Origin of the sequence: Dyella sp. C9 (assembly GCF_003332825.1) — a bacterium.
GTDB lineage: Bacteria > Pseudomonadota > Gammaproteobacteria > Xanthomonadales > Rhodanobacteraceae > Dyella.
In genome coordinates this window covers 32,260-50,612 of the sequence record NZ_QIRF01000012.1, presented here as the reverse complement: position 1 = coordinate 50,612, position 18,353 = coordinate 32,260, and the positions used below count along the sequence as shown (strand labels likewise).

The 18,353-nt window shown below is 66.6% G+C and carries 14 protein-coding genes; 9 read left to right on the top strand and 5 right to left on the bottom strand.

What is annotated here, in order from left to right; genetic code table 11:
• Positions 1-2: 2 nt before the first annotated feature.
• A complete protein-coding gene (locus DVU99_RS13920; protein WP_114240830.1) occupies positions 3-767 on the bottom strand; it encodes a SapC family protein in 765 nt (254 codons plus the stop codon).
• A gap of 256 nt (positions 768-1,023) precedes the next feature.
• On the opposite strand from DVU99_RS13920, the gene DVU99_RS13915 reads away from it, so the two are divergent.
• Complete coding sequence (locus DVU99_RS13915) at positions 1,024-1,629, top strand: HNH endonuclease (RefSeq protein ID WP_114240829.1); 606 nt, start codon at positions 1,024-1,026, stop codon at positions 1,627-1,629.
• A 256-nt stretch (positions 1,630-1,885) separates the two neighbouring features.
• Positions 1,886-3,781, top strand: coding sequence for a 1-deoxy-D-xylulose-5-phosphate synthase (gene dxs, locus DVU99_RS13910; RefSeq protein WP_114240828.1), 1,896 nt, complete (start codon positions 1,886-1,888; stop codon positions 3,779-3,781).
• Positions 3,782-3,812: 31 nt separating this feature from the next.
• On the opposite strand, the gene DVU99_RS13905 is transcribed toward dxs, so the two are convergent.
• From DVU99_RS13905 to DVU99_RS13890, 4 genes are all read right to left on the bottom strand, one after another.
• A complete protein-coding gene (locus tag DVU99_RS13905) occupies positions 3,813-5,897 on the bottom strand; it encodes a TonB-dependent receptor (RefSeq protein WP_198670332.1) in 2,085 nt (694 codons plus the stop codon).
• A 398-nt stretch (positions 5,898-6,295) separates the two neighbouring features.
• The gene (gene prmC / locus DVU99_RS13900; protein WP_114240826.1) at positions 6,296-7,117 is read right to left on the bottom strand and encodes a peptide chain release factor N(5)-glutamine methyltransferase; all 822 of its coding nucleotides are present in this window, start codon (positions 7,115-7,117) and stop codon (positions 6,296-6,298) included.
• Between the two features lie 134 nt (positions 7,118-7,251).
• Complete coding sequence (locus DVU99_RS13895) at positions 7,252-8,922, bottom strand: cyclic nucleotide-binding domain-containing thioredoxin-disulfide reductase (protein WP_114240825.1); 1,671 nt, start codon at positions 8,920-8,922, stop codon at positions 7,252-7,254.
• Positions 8,923-9,052: 130 nt separating this feature from the next.
• Positions 9,053-9,973, bottom strand: coding sequence for a LysR family transcriptional regulator (locus DVU99_RS13890; RefSeq protein ID WP_114240824.1), 921 nt, complete (start codon positions 9,971-9,973; stop codon positions 9,053-9,055).
• A 127-nt stretch (positions 9,974-10,100) separates the two neighbouring features.
• Between DVU99_RS13890 and DVU99_RS13885 the strand changes: the two genes are divergently transcribed.
• The 7 genes from DVU99_RS13885 to DVU99_RS13855 all read left to right on the top strand — a co-directional run bounded on the left by DVU99_RS13885 (position 10,101) and on the right by DVU99_RS13855 (position 18,351).
• Complete coding sequence (locus tag DVU99_RS13885; protein ID WP_114240823.1) at positions 10,101-11,330, top strand: acyl-CoA dehydrogenase family protein; 1,230 nt, start codon at positions 10,101-10,103, stop codon at positions 11,328-11,330.
• Positions 11,327-12,391 carry a phosphotransferase family protein gene (locus DVU99_RS13880; protein WP_114240822.1) on the top strand — a complete coding sequence of 355 codons (1,065 nt, stop codon included), beginning with the start codon at positions 11,327-11,329 and terminating at the stop codon, positions 12,389-12,391. The genes DVU99_RS13885 and DVU99_RS13880 overlap by 4 nt, the downstream gene beginning before the upstream one ends.
• A 3-nt stretch (positions 12,392-12,394) precedes the next feature.
• Positions 12,395-13,084 carry a histidine phosphatase family protein gene (locus DVU99_RS13875; RefSeq protein WP_114240821.1) on the top strand — a complete coding sequence of 230 codons (690 nt, stop codon included), beginning with the start codon at positions 12,395-12,397 and terminating at the stop codon, positions 13,082-13,084.
• Positions 13,085-13,374: 290 nt separating this feature from the next.
• Entirely contained in the window at positions 13,375-14,145 is a 771-nt protein-coding gene (locus DVU99_RS13870) for an SDR family oxidoreductase (protein WP_114240820.1), read from the top strand.
• A gap of 15 nt (positions 14,146-14,160) precedes the next feature.
• Positions 14,161-14,949: an SDR family oxidoreductase gene (locus DVU99_RS13865; protein WP_114240819.1), complete on the top strand. Its 789-nt coding sequence runs from the start codon at positions 14,161-14,163 to the stop codon at positions 14,947-14,949.
• 13 nt (positions 14,950-14,962) lie between these two features.
• Positions 14,963-15,979: an NADP-dependent oxidoreductase gene (locus DVU99_RS13860; protein ID WP_114240818.1), complete on the top strand. Its 1,017-nt coding sequence runs from the start codon at positions 14,963-14,965 to the stop codon at positions 15,977-15,979.
• 176 nt (positions 15,980-16,155) lie between these two features.
• Positions 16,156-18,351, top strand: a complete 2,196-nt coding sequence (locus tag DVU99_RS13855) for a TIR domain-containing protein (RefSeq protein WP_114240817.1) — start codon at positions 16,156-16,158, stop codon at positions 18,349-18,351.
• Positions 18,352-18,353 lie beyond the last annotated feature (2 nt).

Sequence of the window (18,353 nt, the reverse complement as noted above, 5' to 3'; positions counted from 1 at the left end):
CGTCAGTTCTTGACGGCGGAAGCCGCTTCCTCAACCTGCTCACGCTGACTGAGACGCAGCGACACGCGGTCGATGTTGTTCAGCGACAGCAGGTGCGCGTAGATCCAGCCCAGCACGCCTTCGCGCAGGAACTCATGGGTGGTCTTCTCGTCCAGCTGGCGCAGCTTTTCCTCGTTGACCACGAACAGGCCATTGAGGTTGATCGACTTGCCGCCCTTCTCGAGGCGAATGTTGCGCGGCTCGAGAAGGTCATGCTTGCGCAGCTGCTCCATGAACCACTGGGTGCGTGCCACGTGCTGCTGGAACTCGCCCAGGAACTTCACGGCATTGCCGAGCATGTCGGTGTCGGAACCGTCTTCCTTGAACAGGCGGTCACCCTCTTCGGTGCCAAAGCCTTCGTAGGCTTCGTCCAGGAATACGGTGAAGTCGTCGCCCTCGGCACCGACCGGCTTCTCGGCCAGCACGAACGGGTAGCGACGGATGAAGGCCGGGATATAGGTGTTCGCTTCCCAGCGGCCATCCGCGTCCACGAACAGGTTCTCGTTCTGGCGCAGGCCCAGCAGGGCCATCGGACCGGCCTCTTCGATGGTCAGGCCACCAAACAGGATCGGCAGATCGCGCGCAGCGGCCGGAAACTCCACGCCGGTAAGCGGCACCGAGTGCACTGCACCGGCGAACTTCAGGTTCGGCAGCGGCTTGATGCGCAGATCCTTGTGCTGGGTACGGTTGAGCGGAACGGGACGCTCATAAAAAAGAACTTCAGCCACGATTACTACCTCTCCCCTGCCGCGCCGGGGTCGCCACCCAGGCTACCCCTCCCAAACCCGGCTCCGGGTCTACAGATGAACGGACACTATATCAGCGCCCGGCGAGCCCCGCGAAGCCCCCCGTCAACGACAGGTTCCCCCTGCCACGACAACCATTTGCGTGTGTTCTGTCATCGATTTGGTCTATCCTGACCACGTTACGAGCATCGTTGCAGCGCCCGAACGTTCACTCCCCTGGGTTGAAGGACGGTTTTGCATGCTGATGGAAGTACCTGGCCGCGTCGTCGACCTGCATTCGACTCGCGTGCTCTCGCTGGACGCCGCTGGCCGCATTCTCGACTGGATCAGCTGGCAGGAAGCCGTCTGCCTCTACGTCCGTGAGGCCGTGGCCTGGACCCTGGGCGACCCGTGCCTCACCGTACACGGCGGCCACAACCGCATCAGCGGGGTACAGAGCATCCTGTCCCTGCACCCGATCATCGCCAGCACCGGCCACTGCCGCGACCATGCGATCGATCCCTCGCCGGCGCTCACCAATACCGCGCTGTTCGCCCGCGACCGCTACCTTTGCCTGTATTGCGGGGAGCGCTTCAGCCGCGGCGAACTCACCCGCGACCATGTGCTGCCGATCTCCAAGCGTGGCAAGGACACCTGGGAGAACGTGGTCAGCGCCTGTCTCGCCTGCAACCTGAAGAAGGCCAACCGCACCCCGCAGCAGGCCAACATGCCGCTGCTGGCCGTGCCCTACCGGCCCAGTTGGGTGGAGCACCTGATCCTCTCCAACCGCAACATCCTGGTCGACCAGATGGAGTTCCTGGTCAATCACCTGCCTCGTGACCGCCGGGCGCAGATGGCGTCCTGAGCACACGGCCATCCGGGCGCCGGCGTCTCCCAGGATCGGGCCACGCCGACACCACGGCTGGCGGGCGGGGCCAGGGGCGGCGCGCCACGGCACCGCTGCGGCGCGGGAAGGCCGGCTGACTATCGGTGCCCACGCGGCTCGCGCAGCCCGCATCAGCGCGGTGTGGCGCCCTTCGGGGTATGCAAGCTGCCGTTCATCCGCAGGTTTTCACCCTGCCGCCCTTGCCCCGCCCTTCCGCTGGGCCAACAATATGCCAATGACCGACCTGTCCCGCTTCCCCCACCTGGCGAACATCGAGACGCCAGCCGACCTGCGCCGCATCCCGGACGATGAGCTCACTGCCGTCGCCGACGAATTGCGCCAGTACCTGATCGAGGCCGTGGCCAGCTCCGGCGGCCATTTCGGCGCCGGCCTGGGCGTGGTGGAACTGACCGTGGCCCTGCACCACGTGTTCGACACCCCGACCGACCGCCTCGTCTGGGACGTGGGCCACCAGTGCTACCCGCACAAGATCCTCACCGGCCGCCGCGACCGCATCACCACCATCAAGAAGAAGGACGGCCTGGCGCCGTTCCCCCGCCGCGAGGAAAGCGAGTACGACACCTTCGGGGTCGGCCACTCCTCCACCTCGATCTCGGCGGCACTGGGCATGGCCATCGCCGCCCAGCGCAAGGGCGACCCGCGCAAGTTCGTCGCCGTGATCGGCGACGGCGCGATGACCGCCGGCATGGCCTTCGAGGCGCTGAACCACGGCGGCGACGTGGAGCCGAACATGCTGGTGGTGTTCAACGACAACGGCATGTCGATCAGCGAGAACGTGGGCGCGCTGACCAAGATGGCCGCGCGCGCCATGTCCAGCCGCACGCTCAACCAGTGGCGCGAGCGCGCCAAGCGCGCCATTCCCAAGCAGTCGCTGTTCGGCCGCTTCTTCAAGCGCTGGGAAGAGCACGCCAAGGGTTTCGTAGTGCCACCCAGCACGCTGTTCGAGGAACTGGGCTTCCATTACACCGGCCCGATCGACGGCCACAACCTCCCGCAGCTGCTCGCTGCGCTGCGCACGGTCAAGGAGCTGCCCGGTCCGCAGCTGCTGCACGTGATCACCACCAAGGGCAAGGGCTACGCCCCGGCCGAACAGGCGCAGATCGAATACCACGCGGTGGGTCCGTTCGACCCACAGGCCGGCCTGGTGAAGAAGTCCGGCCCGTCCAAGCCCACCTACACCGATGTATTCAGCGACTGGCTGTGCGACATGGCCGCCGCCGACGAGCGCTTGCTGGGCATTACCCCGGCGATGCGCGAAGGCTCGGGCCTGGTGCGTTTCTCCAAGGAATACCCGCAACGCTACTTCGACGTGGCGATCGCCGAGCAGCACGCGGTGACGCTCGCGGCCGGCATGGCCTGCGAAGGCGCCAAGCCAGTGGTGGCGATCTACTCCACCTTCCTGCAGCGCGCCTACGACCAGGCCATCCACGACGTGTCGCTGCAGAACCTGGACGTGACTTTCGCGATCGACCGCGCCGGCGTGGTCGGCCCGGACGGCGCCACCCATTCGGGCAGCTTCGACCTGTCGTACCTGCGCTGCCTGCCGCACATGGTGATCATGGCGCCGGCGGACGAGAACGAATGCCGAATGATGCTCACCACCGGCTTCCAGCATCCTGGCCCTGCCGCCATTCGCTACCCGCGCGGCACCGGCCTGGGCGTGCCGCTGCAGCAGGAGCTGGAAACGCTGCCGATCGGCAAGGCCGAGCTGCGGCGTCGCGGGCACGGCCTGGCCCTGCTCAGCTTCGGCGCCATGCTGGCGCCGGCCACCGAGATCGCTGCCGAGCTGGACGCCACCCTGGTCAACATGCGCTTCGTGAAGCCGCTGGACGAGGAGATGATCCTCGAACTGGCACGCACCCACGAGGCTTTCGTGACGCTGGAAGACAATGCCATCGCCGGCGGCGCCGGCAGCGGCGTGGCCGAGTGCCTGGCCGCGCACGGCATCGTCAAGCCGATCCTGCACCTGGGCCTGCCCGACGAGTACCTCGAGCACGGCAGCCGCGACGAAGTGCTGACCATGGCCGGCCTGGACCTGCCCAGCATCCGACGGGCGATCCGCGCGCGCTTCCCGCACCTGGCGGCCTCGCTCAACCAGGTCACCGCCTGACCCGGCGGGCGGCGCAACACGCCGCCCCGCTTTACTGGAACGGTACGTTGAACGAGACGCCGATGGTGCGTGGCGTGGACTGCTGCACCAGCATGGGGCCGCCTAGCGCGGCAAGAAAGTCGATGGCCTGCGCGTTGAGCGTGCCGATCGCCACGCGACGATTCAACGCGTTGCGCATATAGACGTCCACCGCGACCCCATGCGCAAGGCTTACGCCGGTATTGAGGTCGAGCAGGCCAAAGCCCGGCAGGTGAAAATCCGGATCGCTGGCATCGCCCTCGAACCCGGCATGACGCGAACTGGACAGGCGCTCCGTGGCCCCCGCATAGGCGCCATAACCGCCGAGCTCGAACTGGTACCTTGCCGCCAACGTGCCGGCACTGCGCGCCGAATACGGCAACGGCGCGCCTTTGGCGATGCCGATCTCCTCGTCGGCATCGAGGGTCCGGGCGTAGGTATAGGCCCATGACGCACGCAGGTTCCAGGGACCGTTCTGGTATCGGGCGTTCGCCTCAAGGCCGTTTACCCGCGCGTCGCCCGCATTCTGGATGATGGTGTTCCCCAGCGTGTAGGTGAACAGCTGCAGGTTGTGCCACTCGATGTCATAGACATCCGCGCCGATGTCCAGATGACCGTCCAGATGGCTGCCCTTGTAGCCCAGCTCGTAGCTCTGCAACTTGTCCGACCCGAAGGTATCGGAAGGCGCCGCCGGCACCGGTCCCAGCACGCTGGTCAGCAGCGGCGCCTGCAGGCCCCCCGGCCGATAACCGGTGGACGCCCGCAGGTAATAGCTGTGGCTGTCATCCGGCCGATAGGTCGCGGTGAGCATCTCGGTGGTATCGGAGTTGTGCGTGGCCAGGCGGAATCCGCCCGGGCTGCCCGCCACCGGCCCCTGCTGCTGGCTCGACAGCCGCTGGCTGTCGCCGCTGGCTCGCACGCCGGCCGAAAGGTCCAGCGTCGGCACCAGGTGCCAGGTCAGGTCGCCGTAGCCGGCATATTCATCGAAGCGCGAGCTGTTGGCCTGGCTGATCAGGTAGGTCTGGCCAGGCGCCCCGAGGTTGTCGCCGAGCAGCCCATAGTTGGCCCAGACGTCCTCCCGGTTGAGCCACAGCCCGGCCAGCCAGTCGAAGCGGTCGCCCTTGGGCGAGGTGAGGCGGATCTCCTGCGTGGCCTTGTGCACGTCATAGACCGAGTCAACGTACAGGTCGCTCAGCGGCTGCTCGACGCCCAGCTCAGGACCCAGTTCGTTGAGCAGGTCCAGGAAGCCGTTGGGGTAGTCCTGCACACTGTGGTTTTCGAAGTCCTGGTAGGCGCTGATCCAGTTCAGCGTAGCCCAGCCGAAGTCGTAGCCGACGCGCAGCGAATAAAGCTCAAGGGTCTGCGTGAATGGCTCGCGATGGTTGAGCTCCCGATTGTACGGCCCGCCCGAGATGGGCTGGCCCTGCAGGTTGTAGTCGGCCATCGACAAGCCATCCGCGGCGATGCGCTGCGCCGTGCCGCTCAGGTTGATGCTGAGCCGGTCGGTAGGGGTGACCTGCAGTTCAGCGCGCAGCCCCTGCGTATGCGTGCGATCGGCGCCACCCGCCGCCACCGGGCCGACGGCGTCGTACACCCCGGCGGTGTGCTCGTCCACCACGCTCAAGCGCAATGCGGCGACATCCTTCACCAGCGGCATGTTCAACGTGCCGCGCTCGGTGTAGTTCATGCCGCCGTGCTCGGTATGGGAAATGTCCGCGCCGAACGATCCTGATACGCCGCCGGCATCCGGCGGACGCGTCACATACTTCACCAGGCCCCCCATGGAACCTGCGCCGTAAAGCGTGCCCTGCGGACCATACAGGTACTCGATGTGATCCAGATCGAGCAGCACCGGGTCGAGCAGGAAGGTCGCCGATGCGGCGTAGACCGTGCTCCCGCCCACGGGTACGTCATCGATGTAGAGCGATACGGTCGGACTGGTCTGGTTGCCGGTGGACACGCCTCGCATCACCAGCTCGCCCTGGCCGGTGCCACCCTGCGTGGCGAAGAACACCCCGGGCTGGTAGGAGACATAGTCGTTGAGCGTCTTGGCGCCGATCTGCTGCAATGATTCGGCCGGCACGACGTCGACATGCATCGGCACTTCGCGTGACAACTCCGGCCGGCGATTGGCGGTGACCACTACCTCGCCCAGCGTGACGGTGTTGCGCTGCGGAGGTCGTATTGTAGCCGGCGCGGCCGCCGTGGCTGGGGACGCAGGCTGTGACGGCGCCGCGGCCTGTGCGCCCGCCGGGGCCGCCGGACAACCCAGTACAAGCCCCAGCATCACACCCTGGGCAGCGATGAGGGACGGGGCGCGACGCGATCCACACTCTCGCACGGGCATGACGGCTCTCCCACACTCGGTGGCGGAGGCCCGGAGGGACGCCAGTAACCGGGCCCCTAGCTCGTAACGTGACCAGTCTACGCCGCTGCCGGGAAGTCGCCGAAGCGCCGGATCCGCGCGTTCAGCGATGCGCAGCTTTCGCCCGGCGCTCAGCCTGGCCAGACGCCGCCGCTGACGCGATCGCGCTGCTCCAGGTCCCGGGCAGTGAATACCTCCCGGTAGCCAGCGCCCTTCAGCACGGCGCGCACGGCCTCGCCCTGGTTCCAGCCATGCTCCATCAGCAGCCATCCACCCGGCTCCAGATGCAAACGCGCCTGCGCCACGATGCGACGGATGTCGTCCAGTCCGTCGATGCCCGAGGCCAACGCACTGGCCGGCTCGAAGCGCAAATCGCCCTGCCCCAGGTGCGGATCGCCGGCCTCGATGTAGGGCGGATTCGACACGATCAGGTTGAATCGCTGCCCGTCCAGTGCGGCCAACCAGTCGCCGTGCGCAAAGTTCACGTTGCGCAGGTTCAGTCGCACCGCGTTGCGACGTGCCACGGCGAGTGCGTCGGCGCTGGCATCGGTGGCGACCAGTTGGGCGCGAGGCAATTCTCGGGCGAGCGCCAGCGCGATCGCCCCGCTCCCCGTGCCCAGGTCGGCGATGCGTACCTGTGGCGCAGCCCGTGCCAGCGCCAGTTCCACCAGCAGCTCGGTCTCCGGGCGTGGAATCAAGGTGGCAGGCGTGACTTCCAGTTCCAGCGACCAGAACCCACGTTGACCGGTGATATAGGCCACCGGCTCGCCCGCACGCCGCCGCTGCACCAGCGCCCGGTAAGCATCCCCCTCGAGAGCCGCAAGCACGTCGTCGGCGTGCGCGATCAACCAGCTGCGCGGCTTGCCGAGCACATGGACCAGCAGCAACTCGGCCTCAAGGCGATCACCGAGTTCAGCCGTCGCCTCTGCCAGCGCCTGTCGCACCTCAGCCATGCGCGCGCACTCCATCAGCGGAGACGGACGCTGGGGCGAATCGTGGACAAGGACGCATGTGGACAACCCGGGAATCGGCGGATGGGACGCTATTCTGCCGTCATTGCAGTCGCCGCCGTAACGCGCAACGCCACTCAACCCGCCTCGGGATGCAGGTAGCGATGCACGGCCTGGATCACCACCGACCCCTCGCCCACGCTCGAGGCCACGCGTTTGACCGAACCGGCGCGCACGTCGCCCACGGCGAAGATGCCCGGCAACGTGGTCGCATACGGCGACTCCAGCAAGTGCCCTTCCGCGCAGCGTCCGGTCAGCACGAAACCGTGGTCGTCGAGGGCCAGGCAATCCCGCAGCCAATCGGTGTTCGGCTCCGCGCCGATCATCACGAACATGTTGCCGATGTGGCGGGTGGTCAGCTCGCCCGAATCGCGATGCCGCCAGCTCACCTCGCGCAGGCGTTCGTCGCCTTCCAGCTCCACCACTTCGCTGCGCGTGTAAAGCGTGATGGCCGATGAGCGCGCGATGCGCTGCACGAGGTAGTCGGACATGGTCGCCGCAAGGCCACCCGAGCGCACCAGCATGTGCACATGCGCAGCGATGCCCGACAGGAACACCGCGGCCTGTCCGGCGGAGTTGCCGCCGCCCACCACCACCACTTCCTCGTTGGCGCACAGCTGGCCTTCCATCGCCGTCGCGGCGTAGTGGATACCCTCGCCTTCGTAGCGCGCGTAGCCGGGCACATCGAGCTTGCGATAGCGTGCCCCGCTGGCCACGATCACCACGCGCGCGGTGATGCCCTGCCCATCGTCGAGGCGCAGGTGATAAGGCCGGGCCGAACAATCGACGCTGGCCGCCTGCCGCGACACGGCCAGCCTGGCACCGAACTTCTGCGCCTGCGCCTGCGCCCGGCCAGCCAGGGCCTGGCCCGAGATGCCCGTGGGGAAACCCAGGTAGTTCTCGATCTTCGACGAGGTGCCGGCCTGTCCACCCGGGGCGAGGCCTTCGACTACGATCGTCGACAGCCCCTCGGACGCGGCATACACCGCGGCAGCCAGCCCCGCCGGCCCCGCGCCCACCACCGCCACGTCGTACACGTGCTGGGGATCGATCACTTCGGTGAGGCCCAGCTCATCGGCCAGCTCGCTGGTGCTGGGGTTTTGAAGGAAGCAACGCTCCGGGCAGATGATCACCGGCAACTGTTCGCGGCGCAGCTGGAAGGCCTCGATGAAGCCGCCAGCCTCGGGATCCACCTCGGTGTCGATCAAGCGGTGTGGATAGCCATTGCGCACCAGGAAGCGCTCGATGCGCAACGTGTCGGCGCTATGCCCCGGCCCTACCAGCACCACCCCGCCATAGCCCATGCGGATCAGGCCAACCCGGCGCAGGATGAACGCGCGCATGATGATCTCGCTGATATCCGCTTCGGCAGCCACCATGCGACGGAATGCCTCCTGGTGTATCCGCACCACGCGACTGTCCACGGCCACCCGCGCCGAAGCGAGGACACCGCGCAGGTTGAACAGGTTCATCTCGCCGCTGAACTGGCGAGGGCCGTGCATGGTGAAGACGGTCATCTGGCCGTGGATATCCTGGTCGAACACTTCGATCAACCCATCCAGCACCAGGAAAAAATCCACGCCGCGCTGGCCCCGCTGGAACAGCACGGTGCCGGCGGGCACGAACTCCTCATCGCCATAGGCGGCGATGCGCTGGACCATCGCGGGACTGAGCCGCGGGAACATCTGCTCCTTGCGGTTCATCGGATCGGTGGGGTCGTACACGACTTCGGGCGACGGATCGGACATGCCAGACACCTCGTAAAGGGGCGCGCCGGCAGCAGGGCCGGAGCCATCCTGTGCTCATCGTGATGCGTGCTGCACGGGCGTACCGCCCATGATTGCAGCATCGTGCGCCCGCACACCTGTCACCCGCAAGTCAGCTTCGCGTCGGGCCCATGGCATCGGTCACCGACTTGACGAGACGTTCACGAAACCAGCGATGCGCCTGGTCTCCATCCTTCGACGCATGCCAGTAAGCGCGAATGGAAAAGGCCTTGAGCTGGATCGGCAAGGGCCGCACCACCACGGGCAACAGGCTCGCCAACTGGTCGGCATAGGTCCTGGGCACGGTGAGCAGCAGGTCGGTGGCGGCGGCGATCTGGCAGGCGGAGAAATAGTGCTGGCAGACCATGCGCACCTCGCGGAACATGCCGCTCTGGCCCAGCAGCAGATCCAGCGCATTGGACTCGCCCAGCGGCGAGACCGTGACGTGCCGCGCGCCGAGGTAGTCGGCGCGACGCAGCTGGCGCGCCAGCGGATGCCGCTTGCGCATCACCACGGCGAGCGTCTCGTCCAGCAGGTGCCGATGCGCGATGCGCGGCCCCGCGCGCCAGGGGCGATCCACCACCAGGTCGAGCGTTCCCGCCGCCAGTTCGCGCTCCATCTCATCGGCCGCCACGCGCCGGCTGACCACGCGCACGCCCGGCGCCTCGTGGCCGATGCTCGCCATCAGGCCGGGCAGCACGATGGACTCGAGGATGTCGCGAAAGCCGATCACGAACTCCATCTGCAATTGCGCCGCGTCGAAGCGCGACTGCGCGTGGGTACTGGCCAGCAATCCTTTCAGGTGCGCCTGCACCGCCGGCATCATCGCCTGCGTCTTGTCGGTGGGCAGCAGGCGGTTGCCCTGGCGCACGAACAACGGATCACCCAGTTGGTCACGCAGGCGTCCCAGTGCATGGGTCACCGCCGGCTGGGTGAGGTGCAGGGCGCGCGCCGCCGCGCCCACGCCGCCGTGCGTGTAGATGGCATCGAGTACGCGGAACAGGTTGAGGTCGATGCGACTGTCGCGATCCACGGCGATACTCCATGCGTTCAGCAGGCCGGAAAGTCATTCACACCACGAATGACATGCCATAAAGCATATTCATTTCACTTATCGGATGTCACCGGCGTACGCTGCGGCGGACCCCGGAGAACGCCCCATGGATTTCGCCCCGTCCGAACGTACCCGCGCACTCACCGAGCGCCTCACCCGCTTCATGCGCGAGGAAATCGCTCCCGCCGAGGCGGTCTATGCCGCGCAGCTTAGCGGCAGCGCCGATCATCGCGACTGGCGCCAGCCGGTAGTGATGGAAACGCTCAAGGCACGCGCCCGTGCCGAGGGCCTGTGGAACCTGTTCCTGCCCGATCTCGAGGAGGGTCCGGGCCTGAGCAACCTCGAATACGCGCCGCTGGCCGAGATCATGGGCCACTCCTTCATCGCGCCCGAGGTGTTCAACTGCAGCGCGCCCGATACCGGCAACATGGAGGTGCTGCACCGCTACGGCTCGCCGGCTCAACGTGAACGCTGGCTGCAACCGTTGCTGGATGGCGAGATCCGCTCCGGCTTCGCCATGACCGAGCCGGATGTGGCCTCCTCCGACGCCACCAACATGCGTGCCACCGCACGCGTGGAAGGCAACGAGGTAGTGCTCCACGGCCGCAAGTGGTGGACCACCGGGCTAGGCCATCCGCATTGCCGCTTCGTGATCTTCATGGGCCTGAGCGATGCCGACGCCGATCCGCATCATCGCCACAGCATGGTGATCTGCCCGCTGGATGCACCCGGCGTGCACATCGAACGCATGCTGCCGGTGTTCCACGCCTACGACGAACCCTCCGGCCATGGCGAACTCAGCTTCAACCATGTGCGCCTGCCGCTGGAGAACGTGATACTCGGCCCCGGCCGCGGTTTCGAGATCGCGCAGGGCCGGCTCGGCCCCGGTCGCGTGCATCACTGCATGCGCGCACTCGGTGCCGCCGAGCGCGCGCTGTCGCTGCTGTGCCGGCGTGCGCAGTCGCGCGTGGCATTCGGCCAGCCGCTACTCAGGCTCGGTGGCAACGCGGACGTCGTGGCCAACCTGCGCATGGCGATCGAACAGGCCCGCCTGCTCACGCTCAAGACCGCATGGACGCTCGACACCCAGGGGCCCAAAGCCGCGCTCAGCCTGATCTCGCAGATCAAGGTAGTAGTGCCCGCGGTCGCCCAGCAGGCCGCCGATGCCGCCATCCAGATCCACGGCGGCGCCGGCCTCACCGACGATTTCCCGCTGGCCCAACTGTACGCCTATGCGCGCGTATTGCGCCTCGCCGACGGCCCGGACGAAGTACATCGCGCCGTGGTCGCCAAGCTTGAAGCCAAGGCCCAACTCGCCAAGGAACCCTTCGCATGACCGCCATTCCCGACCAGGCCCGCGCCGTGCGCGAGGAAGACGCCTTCGACGTGGCGCGCGTCGATGCCTTCCTCAAGCAGCACATCGACGGCCTCGCCGGTACGCCATCGGTGAAGCAGTTTCCCGGCGGCGCGTCCAACCTTACCTATCTGTTGAGTTACCCCGACCGCGAACTGGTGCTGCGTCGCCCGCCGCGTGGCGCCAAGGCCAAGTCGGCGCACGACATGCTGCGCGAGGCACGCGTGATGGCGGCGCTCAAGCCCGGTTATCCGTACGTGCCGGCCATCCTCGCGCGCTGCGACGACGAAAGCGTGCTGGGTGCGGACTTCTACGTGATGGAGCGCCTGCACGGCACCATCCTGCGCCGCGACCTGCCGCCCGAGCTTGGCCTGGATCGCGATGGCGTGCACAAGCTGTGCGTAGGCTTCATCGATCGCCTGATCCAGCTGCACCAGGTGGACACGCAGCAGCCCGGCCTGCGCGAGCTGGCCAAGGGCGAAGGCTATATCGCGCGGCAGGTGTCGGGCTGGAGCGAGCGCTGGCGCCAGGCCGCCACCGAAGGCTCCGATCCCTGCGAGGACGTGCTCGCCTGGCTCGATGCCAACCAGCCGGCGCAGGACAACGCCCGCTGCGTGATCCACAACGACTACCGCTTCGACAACGTGGTGCTGTCGCCCGACAACCCGCTGGACATCATCGGCGTGCTCGATTGGGAGATGGCCACCGTCGGCGACCCGCTGATGGATCTGGGTGGCTCGCTGGCCTATTGGGTACAGGCCGACGACGACAAGATCTTCCAGTCGTTCCGTCGCCAGCCCACTCATGAGGCCGGCATGCTCACCCGCGCCGAAGTCGTGGCGTACTACGGCGGGCGCACCGGCATCGACGTCTCGCGCTTCGGCTTCTACGAGGTGTTCGGCCTGTTCCGCCTGATGGTGATCATCCAGCAGATCTACCGCCGCTTTGCACTGGGCCAGACCACCAACCCGCAGTTCGCCGGCTTCGGGGACGCCGCCCGCTACATGGGCATGCGCTGCCGCCGCCTGATCGCGGCGGCCTGAGTCATGCGCGAACTGCTGCTGATACGCCACGGCCAGGCCAGCTTCAGCGCCGAGGACTACGACCGGCTCTCGCCGCTGGGCGAGCAACAGTCGCATCTGCTTGGCGAATGGCTGGCCGCCTGCGGCCCCCGGCCGGATAGCGTGGCGATGGGCCCGCGCGTGCGCCATCGCGACACCACGCGCCTGTGCCTGCAAGCCGCTGGTGTCGATTTGCCGGTGACCACGCTGGCCGGCCTCGATGAAGTGGACCATCTGGAACTGCTGGCCCGGCTGCGCCCCGAGTTCAGCGCACCGGGCTCGCTGCGTGCCGCGATGAAGCAGATGGACGATCCGCATCGAGCGTTCCAGCGTCTTTTCGAGGAAGCGCTGGTGCGATGGACCTCGGGGCGGCACGACGACGAATACCAGCAAAGCTGGCCGGCCTTCCGCGCAGCCGCGCTGGAGGCGCTCAAAGCACTGGCTGAGATGCCCGGCGAGACCGGCTGGGCCTTCACCTCCGGCGGCCCCATCGCCGTGATCGCCAGTGCCCTGCTCGGCGCGCCCCAAACCCATGCCTTCGAGCTGAGCTGGCCACTCGTGAACACCGGCGTGACACGCCTGCGGCTAGGGTCGCGTGGATCGACACTGGTGACCTACAACGCGTGGCCGCACCTGGAGCGCGCGAACGATGCACGACTGGTGACGTTGCGATGAGCCGGCTTTGCCGACACGCAGTTGCGAGACTGGCGGCAGCCAGGATCCCGCGGGGCTGCTCAAACGCACGCCTCCCGTCTCGACGTGCGGGGCACTGGATTCCGGCATTCGCCGGAATGACGGTGAGGACGATAAGCGCTTGAGGACGATAAGGCCCACATGCCGTGCACCCGCCCGTCATGCCAGCGAACGCTGGCATCCAGCGGCTTTCGCGTTCGAAGGTATCCGTCCCTGGCTCATCGACATGACCACCCAACCACACCACCACCCACACTCTTGAGTCAGCGCCCATGAGCACACCCGTCACCTTCGACCTCACCGGCAAGATCGCCATCGTCACCGGCGCCAGCCGCGGCATCGGCGAGGAGATCGCCAAACTGCTGGCACTGCACGGCGCACACGTGATCGTGTCCAGCCGCAAGCAGGCCGACTGCCAGGCCGTGGTCGATGCCATCGCCGCCGGAGGCGGATCGGCCGAGGCGCTGGCCTGCCACATCGGCGAAATGGAACAGATCGAGGCGCTGTACGCCGCGGTCGAGCAGAAGCACGGCCGCCTCGACATCCTGGTCAACAACGCCGCCACCAACCCGTACTTTGGCCACATCACCGACACCGAGCCCTCGGTGTTCCAGAAGACAGTGGACGTGAATATCCGCGGCTACTTCTACATGTCCAGCCACGGTGCCAGGCTGATGGCCAAGGGCGGTGGCGGCTCGATCGTCAACGTGGCTTCGGTCAACGGCGTGGTGCCCGGTTTCCAGCAGGGCATCTACTCGATCACCAAGGCGGCGGTGATCTCCATGACCAAGGCCTTCGCGGTGGAATGCGCCGAGCAGGGCGTGCGCTGCAACGCGTTGCTGCCAGGCCTGACCGACACCAAGTTCGCCTCGGTGCTGGTGAACACGCCGGCCATCCTCAAGCAGGCGCTGGCCCATGTGCCGATGCGCCGCGTGGCGCAGCCGTCCGAAATGGCCGGCGCCGCGCTCTACCTCGCTTCCGACGCGGCCTCGTACACCACGGGTGCGGTGCTGAACGTGGACGGCGGTTATCTCAGCGTTTAACCCATGGAGCAACCCATGACGTCGATTCTCTCCCCACGCGCCGCCGGCAAATGCGCCGTTGTGACAGGTGCCGCCGGTGGCCTGGGCGCTGCCTCGGCGCGCATGCTCGCACGGCATGGCGCCAAGGTGTTCATCACCGACATCCATGGTGACGCCGTTGCGGCGGTCGCCGAGGAGATCAATCGCGAACACGGCGCCACCGTGGCATGGTCGGCCGCCCAGGACGTCAGCGACGAGGCTGCCTGGCAGCGCACGCTGGCCGACGCCGTGAAGGTGATGGGCGCGCTCTCCGTGCTGGTCAACAATGCCGGCGTCGGCTCGCTCGGCGGTGTCGAGCGCATCGAACTGAAGGAGTGGCACCGCGTGATGGGCGTCAACGTGGACAGCGTCATGCTGGGCTGCAAGCATGCCCTGCCCTACCTGCGCGATGCGCAGCCGGCGTCCATCGTGAACATCTCCTCGCTTGCCGCGTTCAAGACCGACCCGGACTACACCGCATACAACACATCCAAGGCTGCGGTCGCATCACTGACCAAGTCGGTGGCGATGGATTGCACGCGCCAGAAGATCGACGTGCGCTGCAACTCCATCCACCCTGCCTTCATCCGCACCGGCATCGTGAAGCCCTTCTTCGACAAGCTGGGCGAGGAGGAAGCCACGCGCAAGCTGGTGCGCGGCATCCCCATGCATCGCCTCGGCGAGCCTGACGACGTGGCCTACGCCGTGCTCTATCTCGCTTCCGATGAAAGCCGCTACGTTACCGCCGCGGAACTCGTCATCGACGGCGGCTCCCGCGCCGTCTGATCCGGAGAACACCATGACCGTCATGAATCGCCAATTGCTGCTGAAGACGCGCCCCGAGGGGCTGGTCAGCCTGGACAACTTCGACCTGCGCGAAGTACCCGTCGCCGAGCTGGCCGACGGGCAGGCGCTGGTGCGCGTGCTGTACCTGTCGATGGACCCCACCAATCGCGTGTGGATGAGCGATATCCCGCAGTACATGCCGCCCGTCGCCATCGGCGAGGTGATGCGCAGCCTGGGCCTGGGCCGTGTGGTCGCCTCCAAGTCGAAGCACTATGCGGTGGGCGACCTGGTGCAGGGACTGGTGGGCTGGCAGGACTACGCCCTGATCGACGAGGGCAAGATGGGCTACTGGGTGAAGCTGCCACCCAAGCCACCGGTCGCACTGCCCACCCTGCTTGGCGCTTGCGGCTTCAGCGGCATCACCGCGTACTACGGTCTCACCGAAATCGCTCCAGTCGAAGCGGGTGAAACCCTGGTGGTATCGGCAGCAGCCGGCTCGGTGGGTTCCATCGCCGGCCAGATCGGCAAGCTGCGCGGCGCACGCGTGGTCGGCATCGCCGGTGGCGCGGAGAAATGCCGCCATCTCGTCGAAGACCTGGGCTTCGACGCCGCCGTCGACTACAAGGCCGAGGACTTCAAGCAGCAACTGGCAGCTGCCACGCCCGATGGCGTGCACGTGAACTTCGAGAACGTCGGTGGCCCGGTGATGCGTGCGGTGCTGTCGCGCATGGTCAATGGCGGTCGCGTGGCGCTGTGCGGACTGATCGCCAACTATGCCAGCGGCGGTCGCCCGTCGGACGACTACAGTGTGATCATCGTCAAGCGCCTCACCGTGCGCGGCTTCCTTGCCTTCGACTACAAGGACCAGGCCCGCGCCGTGCAGGATCTGGTCGGCTGGGTGGTCGGCGGCAAGATCAAGGCCGGTGAAACCATTGCCGAGGGGCTGGAAAACGCCCCCACCGTGCTCAATCGACTGTTTCAGGGAAGTAACACCGGCAAGCTGGTATTGCGCGTCGCGCACGACGATTGAGCCACGCCGGCCAAAAGGCATAGTCAACAAACGTGTGAGCGTGTCACAGCTGGCGTGATACGCTTTCCCGCTACCAGGATGATCGAATCGCCAACTGGCGCCCATCGATCATCGGGTCGGTGTTGGGGACTTTCCTGCAAGGGAATGCTTCAACTCGTGCGGGAGTGCGGTTGGACATGACGCAGGCCTCTCCGGAGCCGGCCTACCGGTATCGCGCGTTCATCAGTTACAGCCACCAGGACAAAGCCTGGGCCGATTGGCTGCACAAGGCGCTGGAGACCTACGTCATTCCCCGGCGCCTGGTGGGCCGCACCACCGCCGCCGGAATCACGCCACGGCGGCTGGCACCGATCTTTCGCGACCGTGATGAACTGGCCAGTGCCACCGACCTCAGCCTGCGAGTCAACGAAGCCCTCGCACAGTCGGCCAACCTGATCGTGATCTGCTCGCCGCGCTCGGCCACGTCACGCTGGGTGAATGAGGAAGTGCTGGCCTATAAGCGCATGGGACGCAGCGAGCGCGTGTTCTGCCTGATTGTCGATGGCGAGCCCAACGCAAGCCACTTGGGCAGTCGCCACGCCGAAGAGTGCTTCGCGCCTGCGTTGCGTTACCGGCTCGATGCCTCCGGCAGGCTGGGCGAAGCGCACACCGAGCCGATCGCAGCGGACGTGCGCCCCGGCAAGGACGGCAAGACCAACGCCAAGCTCAAACTGGTCGCAGGCCTGCTGGACATCGGGCTTGACCATCTCAAGCAGCGGGAACAGCAACGCCGCCAACGACGCATGGCTGCCATCACCGCATTGGCGGTCGTCATCACCGCCATCACGACCACGTTGGCCGTAGTTGCGTTGCGCGCCCAGCGCGTGGCGGAACATCAGCGCGCCCAGGCTGAAGACCTGATCGGTTTCATGCTGGGCAACCTCCATACCAAGCTGGAAGCGGCCAATCGACTCGACATCCTCGACGATGTCGCCGACAAGGCCATGGGCTACTTCAGCTCGCTGAGCGGCGCCGAGGTCACCGACGACTCGCTGGCCGAACGTGCCAAGGCACTCCAGCTCATCGGACGCGTACGCGAGGAACAGGGCAAGCTGCCTGAAGCGCGCCAGGCCTTCGAAGAGTCGATGCGACTGATGCAGCCATTGGTCGCACGCCATCCGGGCAACGCGGAATGGCGGATCGCACTGGCCGACAGTCACTCATGGCTGGGCAATGTCGCCTGGGATCGCAGCGACCTGGCCGAAGCGCTCAGCCAGTTCCAGCAGGCGGCGCCGTTGACCGAAACCGTGGTGCGCCAGCATCCGGAGAACCTCGACTGGTTCAAGCACCTGGGGTGGCTGCACAACAACATCGGCCATGTACTGGAAGCGCGTGGACAGCTGACCCAGGCGCAAGGCCAGTACGCCATCGTGCTTGGCATTTACCAGCAGCTGGCCCAACGCGTACCCGGCAATCGCCGTTATCACACGGAGGTAGCACACGCCTACGACAACCTGGCCGGTATCCATTACGCCCTGGGCGACTTTGCCGCCGCGCAGGACTTCGCCGGAAAAGCCATGGCGCAGTGGCAGGCACTGGCTCGGCAGGATGCCAACGACATGTCGGTGCAGATGTACCTTGCCGTCGCGAGCGCCATGCAGGCCAAGGTGCTGCAGGCGCGCGGCGATACGACGGACTCCACGGCCGCCTACGAGGCCGCCCTTGGCATCGGCAAGCGACTGCTCGCCATCGATCCGACCAGCACGCAAAGCATCGGCAATGTCGCCGTCTTCAGTCGAGGACTGGCCCATCTGCTGCGTCTCGGGGGTGATCCTGCCCGCGCAGGCCAATTGCTGCACGACGCGGCCCAGCTCTACACGCAACTGGTGACCAAGGACCCCGACGAGGCCGCCTGGCAAACCGGTCTTGCAGTAAGCGACCTGGAATCGGGGCGCCTGGCCTGGAAACTGGGTAGCGTCGCCACGGCGCGCAACAACGCGCAAGCGGCGCAATCATTGCTCGCCACGGTAAGGCAGAAGCATCTCGACTCGCTGGCCATTCCACCCTTGCTGGCCGAAAGCCACATCCTGCTCGGCGAACTGCAGGCCGCGAGCGGCGACACATCGGCCGCCGCCGCGCAGTGGCAGGCCGCCATCGGCGCGCTCGAGCACACATCGATCGACACACCCGACGTCGGTTTCGCATGGCTTGGCGCACGCACCGAAGCACTGTGCCTGCTCGGCCGGACGGCGGAGGCCGGCCCATTGATCAACCGGCTCGATGCGCTCGGCTATCGGGACGCGCAATACCTCGCATCCATCCAGGACACGCCATGCCAACCGCTGCGCGAGGCCACTGCCTCGGCGAACGCGATGCATCCATCAAGACATTGACA

Excerpts from the sequence above, each read along its gene's own strand:
- DVU99_RS13915 (WP_114240829.1), top strand. The coding sequence starts at position 1,024 with ATGCTGATGGAAGTACCTGGCCGCGTCGTCGACCTGCATTCGACTCGC.
- dxs (WP_114240828.1), top strand. The coding sequence starts at position 1,886 with ATGACCGACCTGTCCCGCTTCCCCCACCTGGCGAACATCGAGACGCCA.
- DVU99_RS13905 (WP_198670332.1), bottom strand. The coding sequence starts at position 5,897 with ATGCATGTCGACGTCGTGCCGGCCGAATCATTGCAGCAGATCGGCGCC.
- prmC (WP_114240826.1), bottom strand. The coding sequence starts at position 7,117 with ATGGCTGAGGTGCGACAGGCGCTGGCAGAGGCGACGGCTGAACTCGGT.
- DVU99_RS13895 (WP_114240825.1), bottom strand. The coding sequence starts at position 8,922 with ATGTCCGATCCGTCGCCCGAAGTCGTGTACGACCCCACCGATCCGATG.
- DVU99_RS13885 (WP_114240823.1), top strand. The coding sequence starts at position 10,101 with ATGGATTTCGCCCCGTCCGAACGTACCCGCGCACTCACCGAGCGCCTC.
- DVU99_RS13880 (WP_114240822.1), top strand. The coding sequence starts at position 11,327 with ATGACCGCCATTCCCGACCAGGCCCGCGCCGTGCGCGAGGAAGACGCC.
- DVU99_RS13875 (WP_114240821.1), top strand. The coding sequence starts at position 12,395 with ATGCGCGAACTGCTGCTGATACGCCACGGCCAGGCCAGCTTCAGCGCC.
- DVU99_RS13870 (WP_114240820.1), top strand. The coding sequence starts at position 13,375 with ATGAGCACACCCGTCACCTTCGACCTCACCGGCAAGATCGCCATCGTC.
- DVU99_RS13865 (WP_114240819.1), top strand. The coding sequence starts at position 14,161 with ATGACGTCGATTCTCTCCCCACGCGCCGCCGGCAAATGCGCCGTTGTG.
- DVU99_RS13860 (WP_114240818.1), top strand. The coding sequence starts at position 14,963 with ATGACCGTCATGAATCGCCAATTGCTGCTGAAGACGCGCCCCGAGGGG.
- DVU99_RS13855 (WP_114240817.1), top strand. The coding sequence starts at position 16,156 with ATGACGCAGGCCTCTCCGGAGCCGGCCTACCGGTATCGCGCGTTCATC.